A 17,069-nucleotide genomic window follows, 5' to 3' on the forward strand; every position below is an offset into this window, starting at 1 on the left:
TTAGCAAAACGAGCGTAATAGCGTTACCTTACATGAGGGACTTTTGTAATCCCAAAGCATTAAGAATGAAGCAACCGTTTGGCTGTCTGACACTTGATTCTTATTGATCAACGTTTTAAAGGCTGCTGTGATGAAGGTTACCACTGCTTCAGTAATTGATATCCTATCGCGATTGCGCGTCTATTTTCAAAGGAACAATACATTAAAAGGTACTGCGGACGAGGAGCCGTTTCGCTCCGAATTGTACAGCACCGACCAGATGGACCGCCACGGAAGGGTGGTGGCAAGGTCTCATAAGCTGCTGAAAGACGCCTGTCCCGACCAGCTTTTGAAAAGGCTCGACGACAACGAAAAAACCTTAATAGAAGTCCGGAACCTGCTGGTGGAGAACATCCGGCAAGGTGACATTATTACTCCTGGCGGAGAATGGCTGCTGGATAATTTCTACCTGATCGAAGAGCAGGTGATCATTGCCAGGAAACATTTACCAAAAGGTTACAGCGAAGGATTGCCAAGTCTTTCCGAAGGGATCTCCAAAGGAATGCCCCGCGTTTACGATATTGTCCTGGAAATCATTTCCCATAGCGACGGCCGTGTCGATCTCAAAACACTTGGAAGCTTTATTGCCGCCTATCAATCCATTACTTTGCTCACATTAGGCGAGTTATGGGCCATTCCGATCATGCTCCGGCTTGCGGTGATCGAAAATCTGCGCAGGGTTTGCGGCAATATAGGATTGGATATGGTGGATCATAACCTGGCCGATTACTGGGCGGATAGAATGATCGCCACCGTAAAAGAAGAGCCAGCCGACCTTATCCTGACCATTGCGGATATGGCCCGGTCCAAGCCTGTCCTGGCAAGTCCGTTTGTAGCCGGTTTTACCAAAAAATTATTAGGTAAAGGCCCAGCACTGGTTTTGCCATTGAGCTGGATGGAACAGCAATTGTCTGCTGGCGGGTCGAGCAGCAATGATCTGGTAAGACAGGAAAATCAGAAACAGGCAGCCGATCAGGTTTCAGTCCGCAATTGCATTGGAACCCTGCGTTTCCTGGGAGCAACCGATTGGCGGGATTTTGTGGAAGCGCTTAGCAGTGTGGAACAAACGTTTCGTTCCGATCCGTCGGGTACTTATCCGCTGATGGATTTTGCTACCAGGGACAGGTATCGCCACGTGGTCGAAACGCTGTCAAAAGCATCGGGTTTGTCGGAAACGCAGGTTGCGGAGAAAGTGGTGGAGCTTGCGACGGTCCAAAAAAACAGGGAATCCGGAAAACATGCCCACGTCGGTTATTATCTGATAGATAAAGGCATAAAAGACACGGAGTTGGCAACGGGCGCAAAGTTTAACTGGGCGCAGGAGCTGATACGAAATGTACGCAAGGTCCCCGTTTTCATTTATCTGAATTGTATTGTGTTGCTGACTTGTCTTTTCGCCGGAGGCATGTTTTACCTGGCATACAGCAGTGGAAATTTTGCCAAAACAACCCTGATCTGGATTGGTTTGCTCTCTGTTTCCGGAGCGGCGCAATTGGCGGTTTCGCTGGTTAACTGGCTGTCTACCATTTGGGTAGGTCCTAAATTGCTTCCTCGGATGGATTTCTCGCAAGGCATTCCGGCGGAATATTGTACCCTCGTGATCGTGCCCACCATGATATCTAACGAGAGCTATATTGAAGAGCTCGTGGAATCATTGGAAATACGTTTTCTGGCCAATAAGGAAGCAAATCTGCATTTTGGACTGCTCACTGATTTTTTAGATGCGGATACCGAAACTACACCGCAGGATGGAGCATTGCTGAATCTTACACGAACGCGGATTGAAGCGTTGAATGATAAATATAAACTGGAAGGCGAGGATATCTTTTTCCTTTTTCACCGTCCGCGGACATGGAATCCCAGCGAGAGTAAGTGGATGGGCTATGAGCGGAAACGTGGGAAATTGTCGGCATTAAACGCATTGTTAAGAGGTCGGGGCGCGAATGCATTTTCATTGATCAGCGGCGATTACACCATTCTCAGGCAGGTGAGATATGTGATTACGCTGGATTCGGATACGCAGCTTCCCCGGGAGGCCGTATGGAAATTCGTTGCGACCATGGCACATCCGCTAAACCAGGCTATTTATAGTAAAACAGAAAGGCGGGTAACCGAGGGATATGGCATTCTTCAGCCTAGGCTTGCTTCGGCACTAGCCAAGACCTCCGCGTCGCTTTATTTGCGTATGCAGGGCGACGTTTCAGGCATTGACCCATATACCCTAGTATCTTCGGATGTGTACCAGGATCTGTTTGGCGAAGGTTCATTTATAGGTAAAGGCATTTATGATGTTGATGTCTTCGAGGAAGCATTGGATGGTGTTTTTCAGGAAAACCGAATATTAAGCCACGATTTGCTGGAAGGCTGTTATACCCGCTCCGGTTTAATCAGCGACGTGCTTTTGTACGAAGAAAATCCCGCACGTTACGAAACGGATGTGCGGCGGAAGCATCGCTGGATCAGGGGTGACTGGCAGATTGGCGCATGGATGCTGCCTTTTGTGACCGGAGCCAATGGCCGGTTAACGAGAAATAAGTTGACGACATTATCGCGGTGGAAAATCCTGGATAATTTACGGAGGAGCCTTCTGTCGTTGTCGCTCACATTGCTATTGCTGACAGGCTGGCTGATTTTACCCTATCCCTGGTTCTGGACATTGGCGGTGACCATCATTATTTTGATGCCCGTCATGATCGCGGCGGGATGGCAGCTTGTCAATAAACCGCTTGATTTGAACCTGAAAGCGCATTTTTCAGAGGTAGGTATCTCTGTGAGGGATACTCTGATCCGTTTTGTATTTGGTCTGGCAGTACTTCCTTTTGAATCATTAAGATATACAGACGCGGTTTTCAGGACGAACTGGCGGATGATCGTATCGGGTAAAAAGCTTTTGGAATGGACACCTTCTGCGACTGTTGCAAAAAATGCAGGCGGAGATTTGGGATCGGTTTACAAAAGTATGTGGATTGCGCCATTGCTTTCGCTGGTATGCATTGCAGTGCTGCTTGCTACGGATCTGGAGGCGTTGCTGGTTGCTTCACCGATTTTGCTATTGTGGCTTCTGGCTCCTGCAATAGCATGGCGGTTGAGTATTCCGGAAAAAGAGGAATCATTGACCTTACCGGAGGAGCAGGTTGCATTCCTGCACAAAACAGCCCGAAAAACCTGGCTGTTTTTCCAGCAATTTGTGACGGAAACCGAGAACTGGCTGCCACCAGATAATTTTCAACTCCAACCCGTTCCGGTGATCGCGCACAGGACTTCTCCCACCAACCTCGGGCTGGCATTATTGGCGAATCTGACAGCATATGATTTCGGTTACATTGCGGGTGGAGAGCTTGTAGAGCGGTGCCGTCAAACATTGAATTCAATGTCGCGGTTGGAAAGATATAATGGACATTTTTACAATTGGTATAATACACAAACCCTGTTACCACTGGCTCCCAGATACGTCTCCACGGTTGATAGTGGCAACCTGATTGGTCACCTGCTCACATTGCGGCAGGGGTTTCTCGCAATAGCTGTCGAACCTGTTTTTCATGAGCGCATTTTTGATGGTTTCAAAACAACGGCAGGAATTATTAAAGACTTTTCTGGAAATCGGTCATCATTGATTGATCAAATACTGGGTTTGCTGGAAGAAGCACCATCCGAAGTAAACTCAATCAGCTTTTTGAAAAAGCGTTTGGATCGGCTTTTCACTTTTGCCAATGAATTGGTTTTCAGTCAGGTATCCAGAGGAACAGATGCCGCTAAATGGTCTGAACGCCTTTTAGCGCAAATTGTAAAGATCAAAGATGACTTGGCGTCGCTGATTCCCTGGGCCGAAATGCTGCCTGTCCCCACCGGACTGGAAAAGCTACGGTTCATGGATGAAGTACCAACATTGAAAGCGTTATCCGAACGGAAAGAGATGTTTGCCCGAGAGGCAGATAATTATTCCGGAGAAATGTTAAATGCTGAAAATCGCACCTGGTTAAACGCAATGCTTACTGTTCTTGAAAAAGATGATAGCGTGGCCATGCAAAGGCTGCTGACCTTGCAGCTATTAGCGGAGACTTGTGAGCAGCAAAGTACCGTTGAATACGATTTTCTTTTTGATAAAGCCACCTGCTTATTAAGGATTGGGTTTAATGTTGATGATCAGCGGAAAGATGATAGTTTTTACGATCTGCTCGCATCTGAGGCCAGATTGGGCATTTTTGCAGCCATTGCACAAGGAAAACTGCCACAGGAAAGCTGGTTTTCTCTTGGCCGGCTTCTGACGAACTCTGGCGGCGATCCGATATTGCTTTCGTGGAGCGGTTCCATGTTCGAATATCTGATGCCTCAGCTGGTGATGCCTTCCTATGAAAACACTTTGCTGCATCAAACCAGTAAGGCAACCGTGAAACGGCAGATTGATTATGCCCAGCAACGAGGTATCCCCTGGGGCATCTCCGAATCGGCTTATAATACGGTCGATGCCAGCATGAATTACCAGTACCGCGCATTCGGTGTGCCCGGATTGGGATTAAAGCGGGGCTTGGAAGAAGACCTTGTGATCGCACCCTATGCTTCAATGATGGCGCTTATGGTTTCCCCGGCAAAGGCTTGTGCGAACCTGCAATTGCTTTCAAATGAAGGATTTGAAGGGGAATATGGCTTTTATGAGGCAATTGATTATACGCCCGGACGTGTCCCGAGAGGCAAAACCCACAGCATTCTTTATTCTTTCATGGTGCACCACCAGGGAATGGGATTTTTGTCATTGTCCTATTTACTTTTGAACAAACCTTTACAGCAAAGATTTACCGCTGAACTGCGTTTCCAGGCAACATTGCTGCTGTTACAGGAACGCATCCCACGCGCCACATTATTTTACGCCCACACCGCCGACCAGATCGAATCGCAAATATTGACCAATGATTCGGAGATCAGGAATGTCACTACGCCCAATACTGCAATGCCTGAGATCCAGCTTTTGAGCAATGGACGCTATCAGGTGATGATCAGTAACTCGGGCGGGGGGTATAGTCGGTGGAAAGACATTGCGGTGACCCGCTGGCGGGAAGATACTACGCGGGATAACCGGGGAACTTTTTGCTACATTAAGGATGTGGCAACCGGGAAATTTTGGTCCAATACCCATCAGCCGGTAATTTCAGAACCCCGGTCTTATCAGGCATTATTCTCCTTGGGCCACGTTGAGTTTACGCGTCAGGATCACGGGATTGATACCAAAACGGAGATCGTGATATCGCCTGAAGATGATACTGAAATGCGTAAGGTGAAAATTACCAACCGGTCGCTTACTACCAGGATTCTGGACATAACCAGTTACGCTGAAATCGTCCTGGCGAGCCAGGCGTCGGATGAAGCTCACCCGGCATTCAGTAATTTGTTTGTGCAAACGGAAATCATCGAGCAGCATCGGGCGGTTTTTTGCAGCCGCAGACCGCGGTCCGTAGAAGAAAGGCCGCCCTGGATGTTCCACCAAATGGAAGTGCATGGTGCCGTGGTGCAGACGGTATCCTATGAAACCGACCGCATGGAATTCATCGGAAGGGGGAAAACCCTTGCAAACCCACAGTCCATGGCTGCGGAAATGCTCTCGGGTAAGTCCGGAGCTGTACTCGATCCAATTGTCTCGATCCGGTATCGCATTAGTTTAAAACCCGGGCAGACAGCCAGCATTGATATGATTTATGGGATTAGCGAAACCAGGGAAGCCTGCGAGGCACTGATGCATAAATACCGCGATAAGCATTTGAAAAAACGGGCTTTTGAGCTTTCCTGGACGCATAGCCAGGTGCTTTTGAGGCAAATCAATGCAACCGAGGCAGATGCCCAATTATATGATAAGCTTGCATCCTCGATCATTTATTCCAATCCGGCATTGCGTGCAGACGCCTCCGTGATCAATAACAATTTTAGGGGACAGTCGGGCTTGTGGAGCCACTCTGTGTCAGGTGACCTCCCCATTGTACTGGTTCATATTTATGACGCTGAGAGTTTGGAACTGGTGAGGCAAATGCTCCAGGCACATGCTTACTGGCGCCTGAAAGGGCTGGCGGTAGATCTTGTAATATGGAATGAAGATTATGGTTCATACCGTCAGGTTTTGCAGGAGCAAATTCTCGGACTGATCAGTTCTGAGATCGTTTACAGCATGAATTACAGCAAGCCCGGTAACATCTTTGTGAAATCGGCAGACCAGATATCTCCCGAGGACCGGATACTTTTTGAAAGTGTTGCCCGTGTTATCATTCAGGATAACAAAGGGACATTGTCGGAACAGATTAACAATTTACTCACGACCGAAAGAGTATTGCCAGGATTGCTGATACCCAAGAGCAAGGCAATGCCGGAATCGCAAAGCCGGGTTTCTTTGCCAAAAGATCTGCTGTTTTTTAATGAAACAGGCGGTTTTACAGCTAATGGCAAAGAATATAAGATCATTACAGATAAAAATAAGACCACGCCCGCGCCCTGGGTTAATGTAATTGCAAACCCCGATTTCGGGACTGTTATTTCAGAAAGCGGCTCTGCCTACACCTGGGCTGTGAATGCACATGAATACCGTATCACGCCATGGAGTAATGATCCTGTCAGCGATGTGGGGGGTGAGGCTTTTTATTTATTGGATGAGGATACCGGCTATTTCTGGTCGCCGTCGCCATTTCCCGCAAGAGGTGCTACACCTTATATCACAACTCATGGGTTCGGGTACTCAATGTTTGAACATACGGAGCAAGGAATTTTCTCCGAAATGTGTGTTTTTGTTGATAAAGCATTGCCTGTCAAATTCATTGTTTTAAAGATAAAAAATGAGTCCGGAAGGGAGCGTAAACTATCTGCAACCGGCTTCATGGAAATGGTTTTGGGAGATATACGGTCTAAAACGGCCATGCATATTCTTTCTGAGCAGGATCCGGAAACAGGGGCTTTATTATTAAGAAACAGATATAACACCGCTTTTGCCGAACGGGTCACGTTCTTCAGGGTCGATTCACCAAATGCCACAGCGACAACCAGCCGGTCAGAATTTATTGGTAGGAATCGGGGCCTTGAAAATCCGCAAGCGATGCAGCGGAAGAAGTTGTCCGACAAAACAGGTGCGGGTCTGGATCCTTGCGCTGCGCTGCAGGTACGATTTGATTTGCTCGATGGTGAGGAAAAGGAAATTATTTTTCAATTAGGGAATGATGAGAATGTCCAGGCGGTAAATGCGCTGATTCAAAAATTTGCGGAAAAAGATCAGGTTATACAATCATTTAGGGAAGTAAAAGCATATTGGGAAGATGTTTTGGAAGCCGTTCAGGTCACAACCCCTGATACAGGATTGAATCTTCTGGCCAATGGCTGGCTTACCTATCAAACGCTCGCCTGCCGGATCTTTGCGCGAAGCGGATTTTACCAGTCTGGCGGCGCATTCGGGTTCCGCGATCAATTGCAGGATGTGCTTGCCCTACTGAGTACGCAGCCAGACCTAGCAAAAAAGCAAATATTGTTGAGTGCATCCCGGCAGTTTGTCGAGGGAGACGTGCAGCATTGGTGGCATCCGCCAGAGGGACGGGGCGTCCGTACACATTGTTCCGATGACTTGTTGTGGCTGCCGTATGTAGTGGAAAGGTATGTGACTGCGACCGGGGATTTCAGCATTTTGAATGAGTCCGTCGGATTTTTGGAGAGCAGACTATTGCAGCCCCAGGAGGAATCCTTATATGACCTGCCAGTTAGTGGAAATGCGAGTGGAACCTTATATGTGCATTGCATGCGGGCGATCGAGCACGGTCGGCGTTTCGGCGTTCACGGGTTACCATTGATCGGAGCGGGTGACTGGAACGATGGAATGGACCAAGTGGGTAATAAGGGGTTTGGCGAAAGCGTGTGGCTGGCTTTCTTTCTGTACGACGTGCTGATGCGTTTTGAAAAAGTGGCGACCCAGTTCGGGGACCCGGTTTTTGCGACTACATGCAGAACGGATGCGGTTCAATTACAAAAGAACATCGAAAGCGCTGCCTGGGACGGCGAATGGTACAAGCGCGCCTGGTTCGACGATGGCACGCCGCTGGGATCGAAGCAAAACCGCGAATGTCGGATTGATGCGATCGCGCAAAGTTGGGCCGTACTATCGGGCGCTGGTAGTGACAGCAGAAAGATCCAGGCGATGGGTTCATTGGATAAACATTTGGTGCGAAGAGATTTACAACTCATTCAATTACTTAATCCACCTTTTGACGAGAAAGACGGCCTTAACCCTGGTTACATCAAAGGATATGTACCTGGTGTGCGTGAAAATGGGGGTCAATATTCTCATGCGGCGATCTGGTCACTGATGGCGTTTGCGGCTTTGGGTGATCGGGAGAAGGTTTATGAGCTTTTTAGTCTAGTTAACCCGGTGAACCATGCTTCAAATGCAGCCGCGGTGAAACAGTATAAAGTGGAGCCTTATGTAATGGCGGCAGATGTGTATGCCAATACTTCCCACAAAGGAAGGGGAGGATGGACGTGGTATACGGGTTCATCGGGATGGATGTACCAGTTCATTACAGGCTCGCTGATCGGTATTCAGTTAAAGGAGAACCGGTTACAGTTGAAACCATGCTTTCCGCTCAACTGGCCTTCGGTTCAAATCAAATACCGATTTGGAAGTGCTACATATCAAATCACTGTTTTTCAGGTTCAGGATAAAGAAAACTCCTGGTGGAAAGCAGATGATGAAAGTGGCGATGGCGATACGTTGTTGCTGAAAAATGACGGAATGGAGCACCGCGTGGACGTTTTTATTGGAATCCTGAACAACATTTCAGCATTACCTGAAACAAGAATGCCTCTAACTGTTTAGGATAGAGGCGTTCTTGTGAATGAGTGAATGGCTTTATTCGCTTCTCAGGGATGTTACGGGATTTGTTAGGGCGGCTTTGATGCTTTGGAAACTGACTGTTAACAGTGCAATCACCAATACAGCGGCAAATGGGATCAGGAAGAGCCACCATTGTATATCTGTTCGGAAGGCGTAACCGTCGAGCCATTGACTTACTGCAAACCAGGCGAGTGGCGTGGCAACTACAAACGAAATCGCGATGAGGATTACAAATTCGCGGTACAACATTTCCACAATGGAAAACACCGATGAACCCAATACTTTGCGTATCCCTATTTCTTTGGTGCGTTGTGCGGTGGTGAATGACGCCAGCCCGAATAATCCCAGACATGCTACCAGGATTGCAAGACCGGTAAAAATGCCGAACACTTGCCCGAAACGTTGATCAGCCTTATATTGTTCATTGAACCTGTCGTCGAGATAGGCGTATTCAAAAGGATTTCCGGGGAAAAATTTATTCCATTCTTCGCGTACGCTTGCTACTGCACCATTGGCAGGTCCTCCTGCCATTTTTATCGAAAAGTAACCACGCAAATCAGGTATCAGGCGCAGGATTAGCGGCTCGTAAGCGTCGCGAAGGGATTGTTGATGGAAGTTATCGGTTACGCCGACGACCGTAAATATCTCTCCCCAAAAATCGATTTCTTTTCCGATAGCGTCCTCCGGATTGCTGAAACCCAGCTGCTGGATGGCCATTTTGTTGAAAACAACGGCTTTGGGGTCCGAGCCAAATTCTTTTGAAAAGTTTCGGCCGGCGATCAGTTTCAGATCGTAGGTTTTCAGAAAATCATAGTCAACACCGATAATGCGATATTGTTTTCCCTGACCTTCGTCGGTTCCTTTCAAACGGATCCCGCCTGCATTCCAGTCGGAAGCCTGTCCCGGAACGACGGTGGAAGCGGTGATGCCTTTGACATTGGATTGGCGCAATAACTCATCTTTAAATGCTGCCAGCTGACGCATATAGGTGGAATCATCAGCAACAATAGGCGGATTGACAACCAAAGTCTGGTCGATATTAATCCCCAGGCTCTGCGCTCTCATGTAACGGATCTGTTGAAAAACTGCCAGCGTTCCTACCAATAAGAATAATGACGCGGCGAACTGAAAGACAACCAGCGACTTACGAAGTACAACGCCCTGACGGGTCGCGAGTACTTTTCCTTTCAACACGGCAACGGGTTTAAAACCGGATAAGATAAATGCGGGATACAAGCCTGAAAAGAATGCGCCGATCACAAACAGTCCGGTGAGCGGGAGCCAGAACATCTTACTGCCCAGCAACGCAAAGGAAAGTTGCTGTCCGGATATTTCATTGAACTTTGGAAGCGCCAATGCAACAAGGATTAGGGCTAAAATCACTGCCAAACCATTCAATAAAAAGGATTCCGTCATGAATTGTCCAATCAGCTGGCCGCGCAGGGAACCTACTGCTTTGCGTACACCTACTTCCTTGGCCCGGTTGATGGCCCGTGCAGTCGCGAGGTTAATGTAATTGACCCAGGCGATTACCACTATAAAAAAGGCAATGCCCAAAAGAAGATAGACCGTTTTTCCGTCCCCATTAGCCTCAGCCTCCATCATGAGGTGGGAGTACAAATGAATATCCCTCAGCGGTTGCAGAAGGTAAACAGCGGCTGATTTGTATTTTTTATGATCGGCCCCGGCCAGTTTGTCGATCAGGGCTGGGAATTTCGCCTCGAGGGCTTTTGTGTCTGTTCCCGGCCGGATTTTGATGTACGTCAAGCAGCCATCCCACTGCCAGGCAATGTCAGGATTATCGGGTTTAACATCGGCTAAAAATGTAGCATAGGACATCAGCAATTCCGTTTTAAAATGGGAATTGGCAGGCATATCTTTGAAAACGCCGGATACTTTAAACGGTTTCCGCTTGTTTCCCTTAATGGTTTTGCCAAGCGGATTTTCCTTTCCAAAAAGTCTTTTTGAGAGGGATTCGGACAACACAATCGTATTGCTTTCGGCTAGCGCGGTTTGGGGATTACCTATCAACAGGGGATAGGAGAATATGTAGAAAAACGAAGAGCTAGCGACGAAGTAATTTTCAATTTTGATACTTTTGTCGCCATAATCGAGCAAGCTTTTACCTCGCTGCAGCAGTTTTACATAATCCTGTACTTCCGGAAAAGCATCTTTAAAAGAATTACCAACTGCATACGCGCCAGCAGCCCATTGTGTACTCAGTTTTCCTTCATTATAACGGTCTTGCTGCACGCGGTAAATTTGGGCGCCGTTTTTGTGAAAGTTGTCGTAACTCAACTCAAAAGCAACGTATTGCAAAATGAGCAAACAAGCCGCCACACCCAAGGAGAGGCCGACAATGTTGATAGCTGAAAAAGCTTTGTTGCGGAGCATGTTCCGCCAGGCAATTTTGAAATAGTTTTTGATCATGGCTGTTGCTGGTATCAGCAACGTCAGTGTATAAAATCGTACCTATTTTGTAACTATCTTATTGTTAACCAAATAGTACAATTGTCGGTAATAAGAACGTCCAATTTCGAACGTTTTCGCTCTTCATTGGACGTTTTTCTCAACTATCATATATTTGATGTCAATTTATACTTTTGAGTTAGCCAAAACGCTTCCAAAAAATGGAAATAACCTACTTAAGCGACCGCATTCCCACAACAGAACAGGTCATTGAACTTTACACCAAATCTGCTTTGCCAAGGCCTGTTGGCGACTCTCAAAGGATCCAGCAGATGTTTGAAAACTCGAACCTGGTTATCACAGCATGGGACGCAGATACACTGGTGGGCGTTTGTCGCTGCATTACTGATTGGGTCTGGAGTTGCTATCTGGCTGATCTCGCAGTCGATCCGGAATATAAAAAGAGTGGTATTGGTAAGAAGTTGATTGAGCTGACGAAAGAAAAAGTGGGGGAACAATGCATGATTTTACTGCTTTCCGTCCCTACCGCCATGGAATATTATCCTAAAATCGGGTTTGTAAAAGAGGATAGAGGTTTCACCATTTATCGCTCAAAATGAGATTGGGTTATTTAATGTGTCCGATGAATCACGCTCTGGCCGGAAATTAAATACTATTTTTAGTTCATGATAAAACATGAGCAACTATCAATCCGGGTTGCAACCATCGAGGACCGGGAAATTATGTATGACATGGTCTGTGGCCTGGAAAACAAATTTTTGAACCGCGATGATTTTGATTTTGCTTTTAAGAAAAATTTAGGTAGTTCCCACATCCGGTATTTTATCGCTTACTATTCGGGCAAGCCGGTGGGAATGGTAAGTTGTCATATTCAACCTTTGCTTCACCACGCCGCATTGGTTTCTGAAATCCAGGAAATGTATGTAGTGCCAGAGTATCGCTCCCATGAAATCGGGAAAGCGCTCATTGCGAGAGTAGTAAAGTTTGCAAAAGAGCACGGCGCCATTCAATTGGAAGTAACATCACGCGATATCCGCGAGCAGGCCCACCGTTTTTATCAGAGAGAAGGTTTTGAAAAATCGCATGTGAAACTGGTGCGTTATTTCAGCAAAGGCCAATAAAAAAACGCCAGGTCAGCGACCCGGCGTTTTCTGCATTACCCTAAACCTTCAACTGCCATTTAATATCTGTTTCTGCGGTCACGCGCCCAATGATCGCCTCTGCGGCTGCTTAGTCTGCGTGTATCAGCCATTAATCGTTCCAAATCTTCCCGCAGGATCCGGGCTTCCCGAGGAGATACTCTTCCGTGGTGGCTGTACTTTCTTTCTCTCGACTCAATTCTTTCATATTGCGCCATCAGTGCATTCGCTTCGCGGGAGCTCAATGTGCCGCGTTGGATTCCGCTTGCAATTTGCTGCCGGGCTTCTCTCTGCAGATAGTTAATGTCGGACATCGGTTGGCGACGGTGGCCGTCATTACGGTATCCTTCGTCACGGCGGTCTCCGTCATTTCGGTAGCCGTCATTGCGGTTGTCATCATACCTGTCACGATCATTGTTTCGTGGACCGTATTGTGCGGAAACCGAAGTGAATCCCAGTGCAAAAATGGCTGCGGCAATAAGTATCTTTTTCATAACTAATAAATTTTGAGGTCCTAAATTTTAAAGTTCATGGGTTAGAGAGCGGCCGGGGACATAGGTTTAAATAGCCCTTGTTAACGATTGTTAAGGGAAGAGAAGTTGTTTAACCGGCCAAAATCAACGATTTTGATCTGCCTGATGATCAGGGTATTTATGCCTGATTTTCCCTGAAAATAGATTTAAATTTTAAGCGGCAACAGTAATGTTTGCCCTGATCGCTTCCTGTGCTTCCGAGAGCACATCTTCAACTTTTCTTCCCGCGGGTTCAATCCCGGGAAGGATGGTAAAGGTAATCCGGGAGAATGATTTGAGTGGGAATATTCCTTTTGGATTCATGGCGCCGGTACCGTCAATCGCGACGGGCACGATCAATGCATCCGGTGCACGCTTCAATAAAGTGGCGACGCCTCCAATGACAAATGGCTTCATGATACCGCTTGCTGTCCGCGTTCCTTCCGGGAAAATAATGGCAGAAGATTTTTCATCATGGATCAGCTTACCCAGCCTCGCAATTTCTGCAATAGCCTGTTTGCCGTCCTTGCGATCAATGATCGCGGCGCCGCTTTTGCGGAGATTATAGGATATGCTGGGAACGCCTTTTGCAAGTTCTTTTTTGGAAACAAATTTGGGACGGAACTTCCTCAAAAACCAATAAACCGGGGAAACGTCGAAGGTGCTCTGGTGGTTGGCCACGAAGATGATCGTCCGGTTATCAGGTACAGTGAATTGCTTGCGAAGGTTAATGCTTGCGAATGTGAAGTAAAGCCCGTAAGCCAATGAAAAATTAAGCGCGTTCACCACTGATCGGTGCGCTTTTTTACCAAAAACATTGAAAGCAATGACCTGGGCAACATGAAATACCAAAAGTGAAAATCCAAAGTGAATCAGGTAGATACAACTCAAAAGGTAATCCAGGGCTTTTTTCATTCTAATTTTTCAGCAAAAATAGTTTAAAACTCGTTTGTTTATCCATATTTGCGGGATTTGAAATGATAATTATCGTGTAAAACTTATTGATAATTACCGTTATTTGTAAAATATTATTTGGTGTTTAAAACGAATTAACAATGGACCTCGTACTTTCAGCAGAACGGCTCGAAGTCATGCAGCATATAGGAAAAGATCTGGATGGATTGATGGTTGAATACCTGAAACCTATTGATGAAAACTGGCAGCCTTCGGATTTTTTACCGGATTCCAGAGATGGGAATTTTGCTACCGAAGTAAAGTTATTGCAGGAAAGCTGCCGCGATCTGCCTTATGATTATATCGCCGTTCTGATCGGAGATACCATTACCGAAGAAGCTTTGCCAACTTACGAATCCTGGCTTGTGGACGTAATTGGGATCAACCAGGTGGATGAGCCAGAATCAGGTTGGGTGAAGTGGGTGCGCGCCTGGACGGCGGAAGAAAACCGCCACGGGGATCTTTTAAACAAATATTTATATCTCTCCGGCCGTGTTAACATGCGCGCAATGGAAGTATCTACCCAATATCTCATTGCCGATGGTTTTGACATTGGTACCGACAGAGATCCTTACAGAAACTTCATCTATACTTCTTTCCAGGAATTGGCGACCAATGTTTCGCACCGTCGTACAGCTACATTGGCCAAAAAATTCGGAAATCCGCATTTGTCTAAAATTTGTGGTGTCATTGCATCGGATGAGATGCGCCATGCCAAGGCTTATAAAGCATTTGTAACAAGGATCCTTGAAGTGGATCCTTCACAATTGCTCCTGGCACTGGAAGACATGATGAGAAAGAAAATCGTGATGCCTGCGCATTTTATGCGAGAATCGGGGGTGAGAATAGGGGATACATTCTCCCATTTTTCTGACGCAGCGCAACGGTTAGGAGTTTACACAACCAATGATTACATCGAAATTCTGGATTCCCTACTAATAGAATGGGAAATAGGGTCGGTAAGGGATCTTAATGAGAAAGCTGAGAAAGCACGCGACTACCTGATGGCGCTTCCTTTGCGATTGAGGCGAATTGCAGAAAGGACCAAAATACCCGATCTGCAATACGAGTTCAGCTGGATCAGCTGATGATTGATATTCGAATGATACAAGCAAAACGTCCTCTGATCTGGACGTTTTGTTACTTAAGAAGCATTACAGAACCCTTTTTCCGGATAGTCTGTCCCTTAATAGACGTTCCTTCAATTTCCCAGACATAAGTTCCTGTGATCGGTTCGCCACCTTTGAATTGACCATTCCAGCCATTATTGAGCTGATTGGTAAAGAACACAACCTGCCCCCATCGATTATAAATCTTAAAATACCGGATCGATTCGATTCCCATGATGACAGGTGTCAGTATTTCATTGTTCCCATCGCCATTGGGTGTAAATGCAGTAGGGATATTAATGCTCTCACGTCGCTTTATAGCCAGGTTAACTCCGCCCGTTCCTGTGCAACCCATGGCTGAAGTAATTTCAACGGTGTAGGATTGATCGTCCTGCAAAACAGCAATGGGGCTGGGACTCGCAGGGTTATTCAGTCCGAGAGCCGGCGACCACGCAAAAATGGCATCATTCGGATTAGTGATCTGAGGTGAGGAAGCAGCGAGCTGAAAAGGCATGTTATATTCCACAATGGCATCTGGCGTAACATTTACTTCAATTTTCGGGGCCACATTCACATTAACTGTATCTGTTTGCATGCAAAAACCTTTTGAAGCGGTGACAACATATTGTGTTGTGGAAGGCGGCGCAGCAACAGGATCTTTCGAAGCAGCATCATCCAGGCCAGCGCTTGGCGACCAAGCAAATGCCTGCGCATTTCCAGTGGTTAAAAGTGTCACGGACTCACCCGCGCAAATGGTGGTATCCGCCATTGTCGCGACTGTAATGTCACTATTGAATTGCACGTTAACATTCTTGGCAATCGTACAGTTATTTCCATCCTTCACATAAACCCTGTACGCTGCAACAGGTACTTTGAAGACATTATCCATTGTGTAATTCACCGAATCGATAGAATACTGATAGGGTGGAAGTCCAAGGCTGCCGGTTAATGTGAGAGTCCCGTCGGTACCCGTTTCGCAGTTGCCCGCAACTACCGAGGTAGCGAGATCCAGATTGCTGATAACGGCCTGCTTTCGATTATATAGGGGATTACCGCAAACATCGTTGGTCACAGTTAAGGCAACATTTTTGCTTCCTCCACTCTCCCAGCTCACAACATAAGGCCCCATTCCTGAACCGGAAATCACCCGGGCGCCATCCCATTCCCACTTAAATGTGTAGCCAGTGCCTGGCGCTGGAATGATACCTGTGTATGTGATGGTTATATTTTTTGGAAAACCGCAGCTTGGGTTGGGTGAGATAGAAAAGTCTGCATAGGCATTGATATTGGCAATAAAGCAGATATCCGAAAACGATTGATCCACATCGGCTTGGGAAAAATATTTGTTATTGAATGCGAGATAAGCGAAATTGGCCGAGCCCGATTCGCAGGATACCGACTGGTCATCCCGGAAAATGAAAATGGGTACACCCGCTTTTCCTACATACCTCCCGTCCGAATCATCATATGAGGCAAAGAGCATATTATCTACGTAGACATCCATAATGTCCGTTTGCCCATTCCTCGTGAATGTTAGGAGGTAATACGTGGATTTATTAAAAAATGGACAGGCGCCCGCGATTCCGTATGGATAAAAGTCGATGCAACGATCGGAAGAGCCGTCTTTATCCTTAAAATAAATTCCCTGATCGGATCCGCCATTGGAGAAATCGATGATCCTGGCCCAGGTTCTGCCCCAATCCGTTACCTTAATGTACATTTGAATGGTGTAATTGTCGGTAATCGCTCCTTCGGTATTGGGATACATCAGGCCCCAGTTCAGGTTGTTATGATAAACAGTCCGCTGTACGCCGCAGGGTAATACATCCTCCACAAAACTTCCCGGATCTGCTCCTGCCGCACAATTACCCAGCGCTTTGAATTGCTCCACGTCGCTGCCGCATTCAGGCTGTGCCACTTTGAAATCTTTGTAAAATCGATAGGTATGCTTAATCGTCTGGCCAAAAGCGACGGGTAAGTAATGTGTAATGAGAAGAAGTGTGAGTAAAAATTTTAATTTCATAGATCAGCCACTGCC

8 protein-coding genes are annotated in these 17,069 nt (G+C 46.8%); 4 read left to right on the plus strand and 4 right to left on the minus strand.

What is annotated here, in order from left to right:
• The first annotated feature begins 103 nt into the window (after positions 1 to 103).
• A complete protein-coding gene (locus FHS68_RS19425) occupies positions 104 to 8,869 on the plus strand; it encodes a glycoside hydrolase family 94 protein (RefSeq protein WP_229211980.1) in 8,766 nt (2,921 codons plus the stop codon).
• A 33-nt stretch (positions 8,870 to 8,902) separates the two neighbouring features.
• Here the strand turns inward: FHS68_RS19425 and FHS68_RS19430 are convergent, their stop codons facing one another.
• Positions 8,903 to 11,317, minus strand: a complete 2,415-nt coding sequence (locus FHS68_RS19430) for an ABC transporter permease (RefSeq protein ID WP_167273689.1) — start codon at positions 11,315 to 11,317, stop codon at positions 8,903 to 8,905.
• A 200-nt stretch (positions 11,318 to 11,517) separates the two neighbouring features.
• Here FHS68_RS19430 and FHS68_RS19435 point away from each other — a divergent pair, with 200 nt between their 5' ends.
• Both FHS68_RS19435 and FHS68_RS19440 read left to right on the plus strand, forming a co-directional pair.
• Positions 11,518 to 11,916, plus strand: a complete 399-nt coding sequence (locus FHS68_RS19435) for a GNAT family N-acetyltransferase (RefSeq protein ID WP_167273692.1) — start codon at positions 11,518 to 11,520, stop codon at positions 11,914 to 11,916.
• A 66-nt stretch (positions 11,917 to 11,982) separates the two neighbouring features.
• On the plus strand, positions 11,983 to 12,438 hold the full coding sequence (locus tag FHS68_RS19440; protein WP_167273695.1) for a GNAT family N-acetyltransferase: 456 nt from the start codon (positions 11,983 to 11,985) through the stop codon (positions 12,436 to 12,438).
• A gap of 59 nt (positions 12,439 to 12,497) precedes the next feature.
• Here FHS68_RS19440 and FHS68_RS19445 read toward each other — a convergent pair whose 3' ends face one another.
• Positions 12,498 to 12,950: a hypothetical protein gene (locus tag FHS68_RS19445; RefSeq protein ID WP_167273698.1), complete on the minus strand. Its 453-nt coding sequence runs from the start codon at positions 12,948 to 12,950 to the stop codon at positions 12,498 to 12,500.
• Between the two features lie 192 nt (positions 12,951 to 13,142).
• Positions 13,143 to 13,883, minus strand: a complete 741-nt coding sequence (locus FHS68_RS19450; RefSeq protein ID WP_167273700.1) for a lysophospholipid acyltransferase family protein — start codon at positions 13,881 to 13,883, stop codon at positions 13,143 to 13,145.
• 140 nt (positions 13,884 to 14,023) lie between these two features.
• Between FHS68_RS19450 and FHS68_RS19455 the strand changes: the two genes are divergently transcribed.
• Positions 14,024 to 15,010 carry an acyl-ACP desaturase gene (locus FHS68_RS19455; RefSeq protein ID WP_167273703.1) on the plus strand — a complete coding sequence of 329 codons (987 nt, stop codon included), beginning with the start codon at positions 14,024 to 14,026 and terminating at the stop codon, positions 15,008 to 15,010.
• A gap of 52 nt (positions 15,011 to 15,062) precedes the next feature.
• Here FHS68_RS19455 and FHS68_RS19460 read toward each other — a convergent pair whose 3' ends face one another.
• On the minus strand, positions 15,063 to 17,054 hold the full coding sequence (locus FHS68_RS19460; protein WP_167273705.1) for a T9SS type B sorting domain-containing protein: 1,992 nt from the start codon (positions 17,052 to 17,054) through the stop codon (positions 15,063 to 15,065).
• Positions 17,055 to 17,069: the final 15 nt, after the last annotated feature.

The organism is Dyadobacter arcticus (assembly GCF_011762185.1).
GTDB lineage: Bacteria > Bacteroidota > Bacteroidia > Cytophagales > Spirosomataceae > Dyadobacter > Dyadobacter arcticus.

Coding starts and splice junctions, on each gene's coding strand:
- FHS68_RS19430 (WP_167273689.1), bottom strand. CDS start 11,317: ATGATCAAAAACTATTTCAAAATTGCCTGGCGGAACATGCTCCGCAAC.
- FHS68_RS19435 (WP_167273692.1), top strand. CDS start 11,518: ATGGAAATAACCTACTTAAGCGACCGCATTCCCACAACAGAACAGGTC.
- FHS68_RS19440 (WP_167273695.1), top strand. CDS start 11,983: ATGATAAAACATGAGCAACTATCAATCCGGGTTGCAACCATCGAGGAC.
- FHS68_RS19445 (WP_167273698.1), bottom strand. CDS start 12,950: ATGAAAAAGATACTTATTGCCGCAGCCATTTTTGCACTGGGATTCACT.
- FHS68_RS19450 (WP_167273700.1), bottom strand. CDS start 13,883: ATGAAAAAAGCCCTGGATTACCTTTTGAGTTGTATCTACCTGATTCAC.
- FHS68_RS19455 (WP_167273703.1), top strand. CDS start 14,024: ATGGACCTCGTACTTTCAGCAGAACGGCTCGAAGTCATGCAGCATATA.
- FHS68_RS19460 (WP_167273705.1), bottom strand. CDS start 17,054: ATGAAATTAAAATTTTTACTCACACTTCTTCTCATTACACATTACTTA.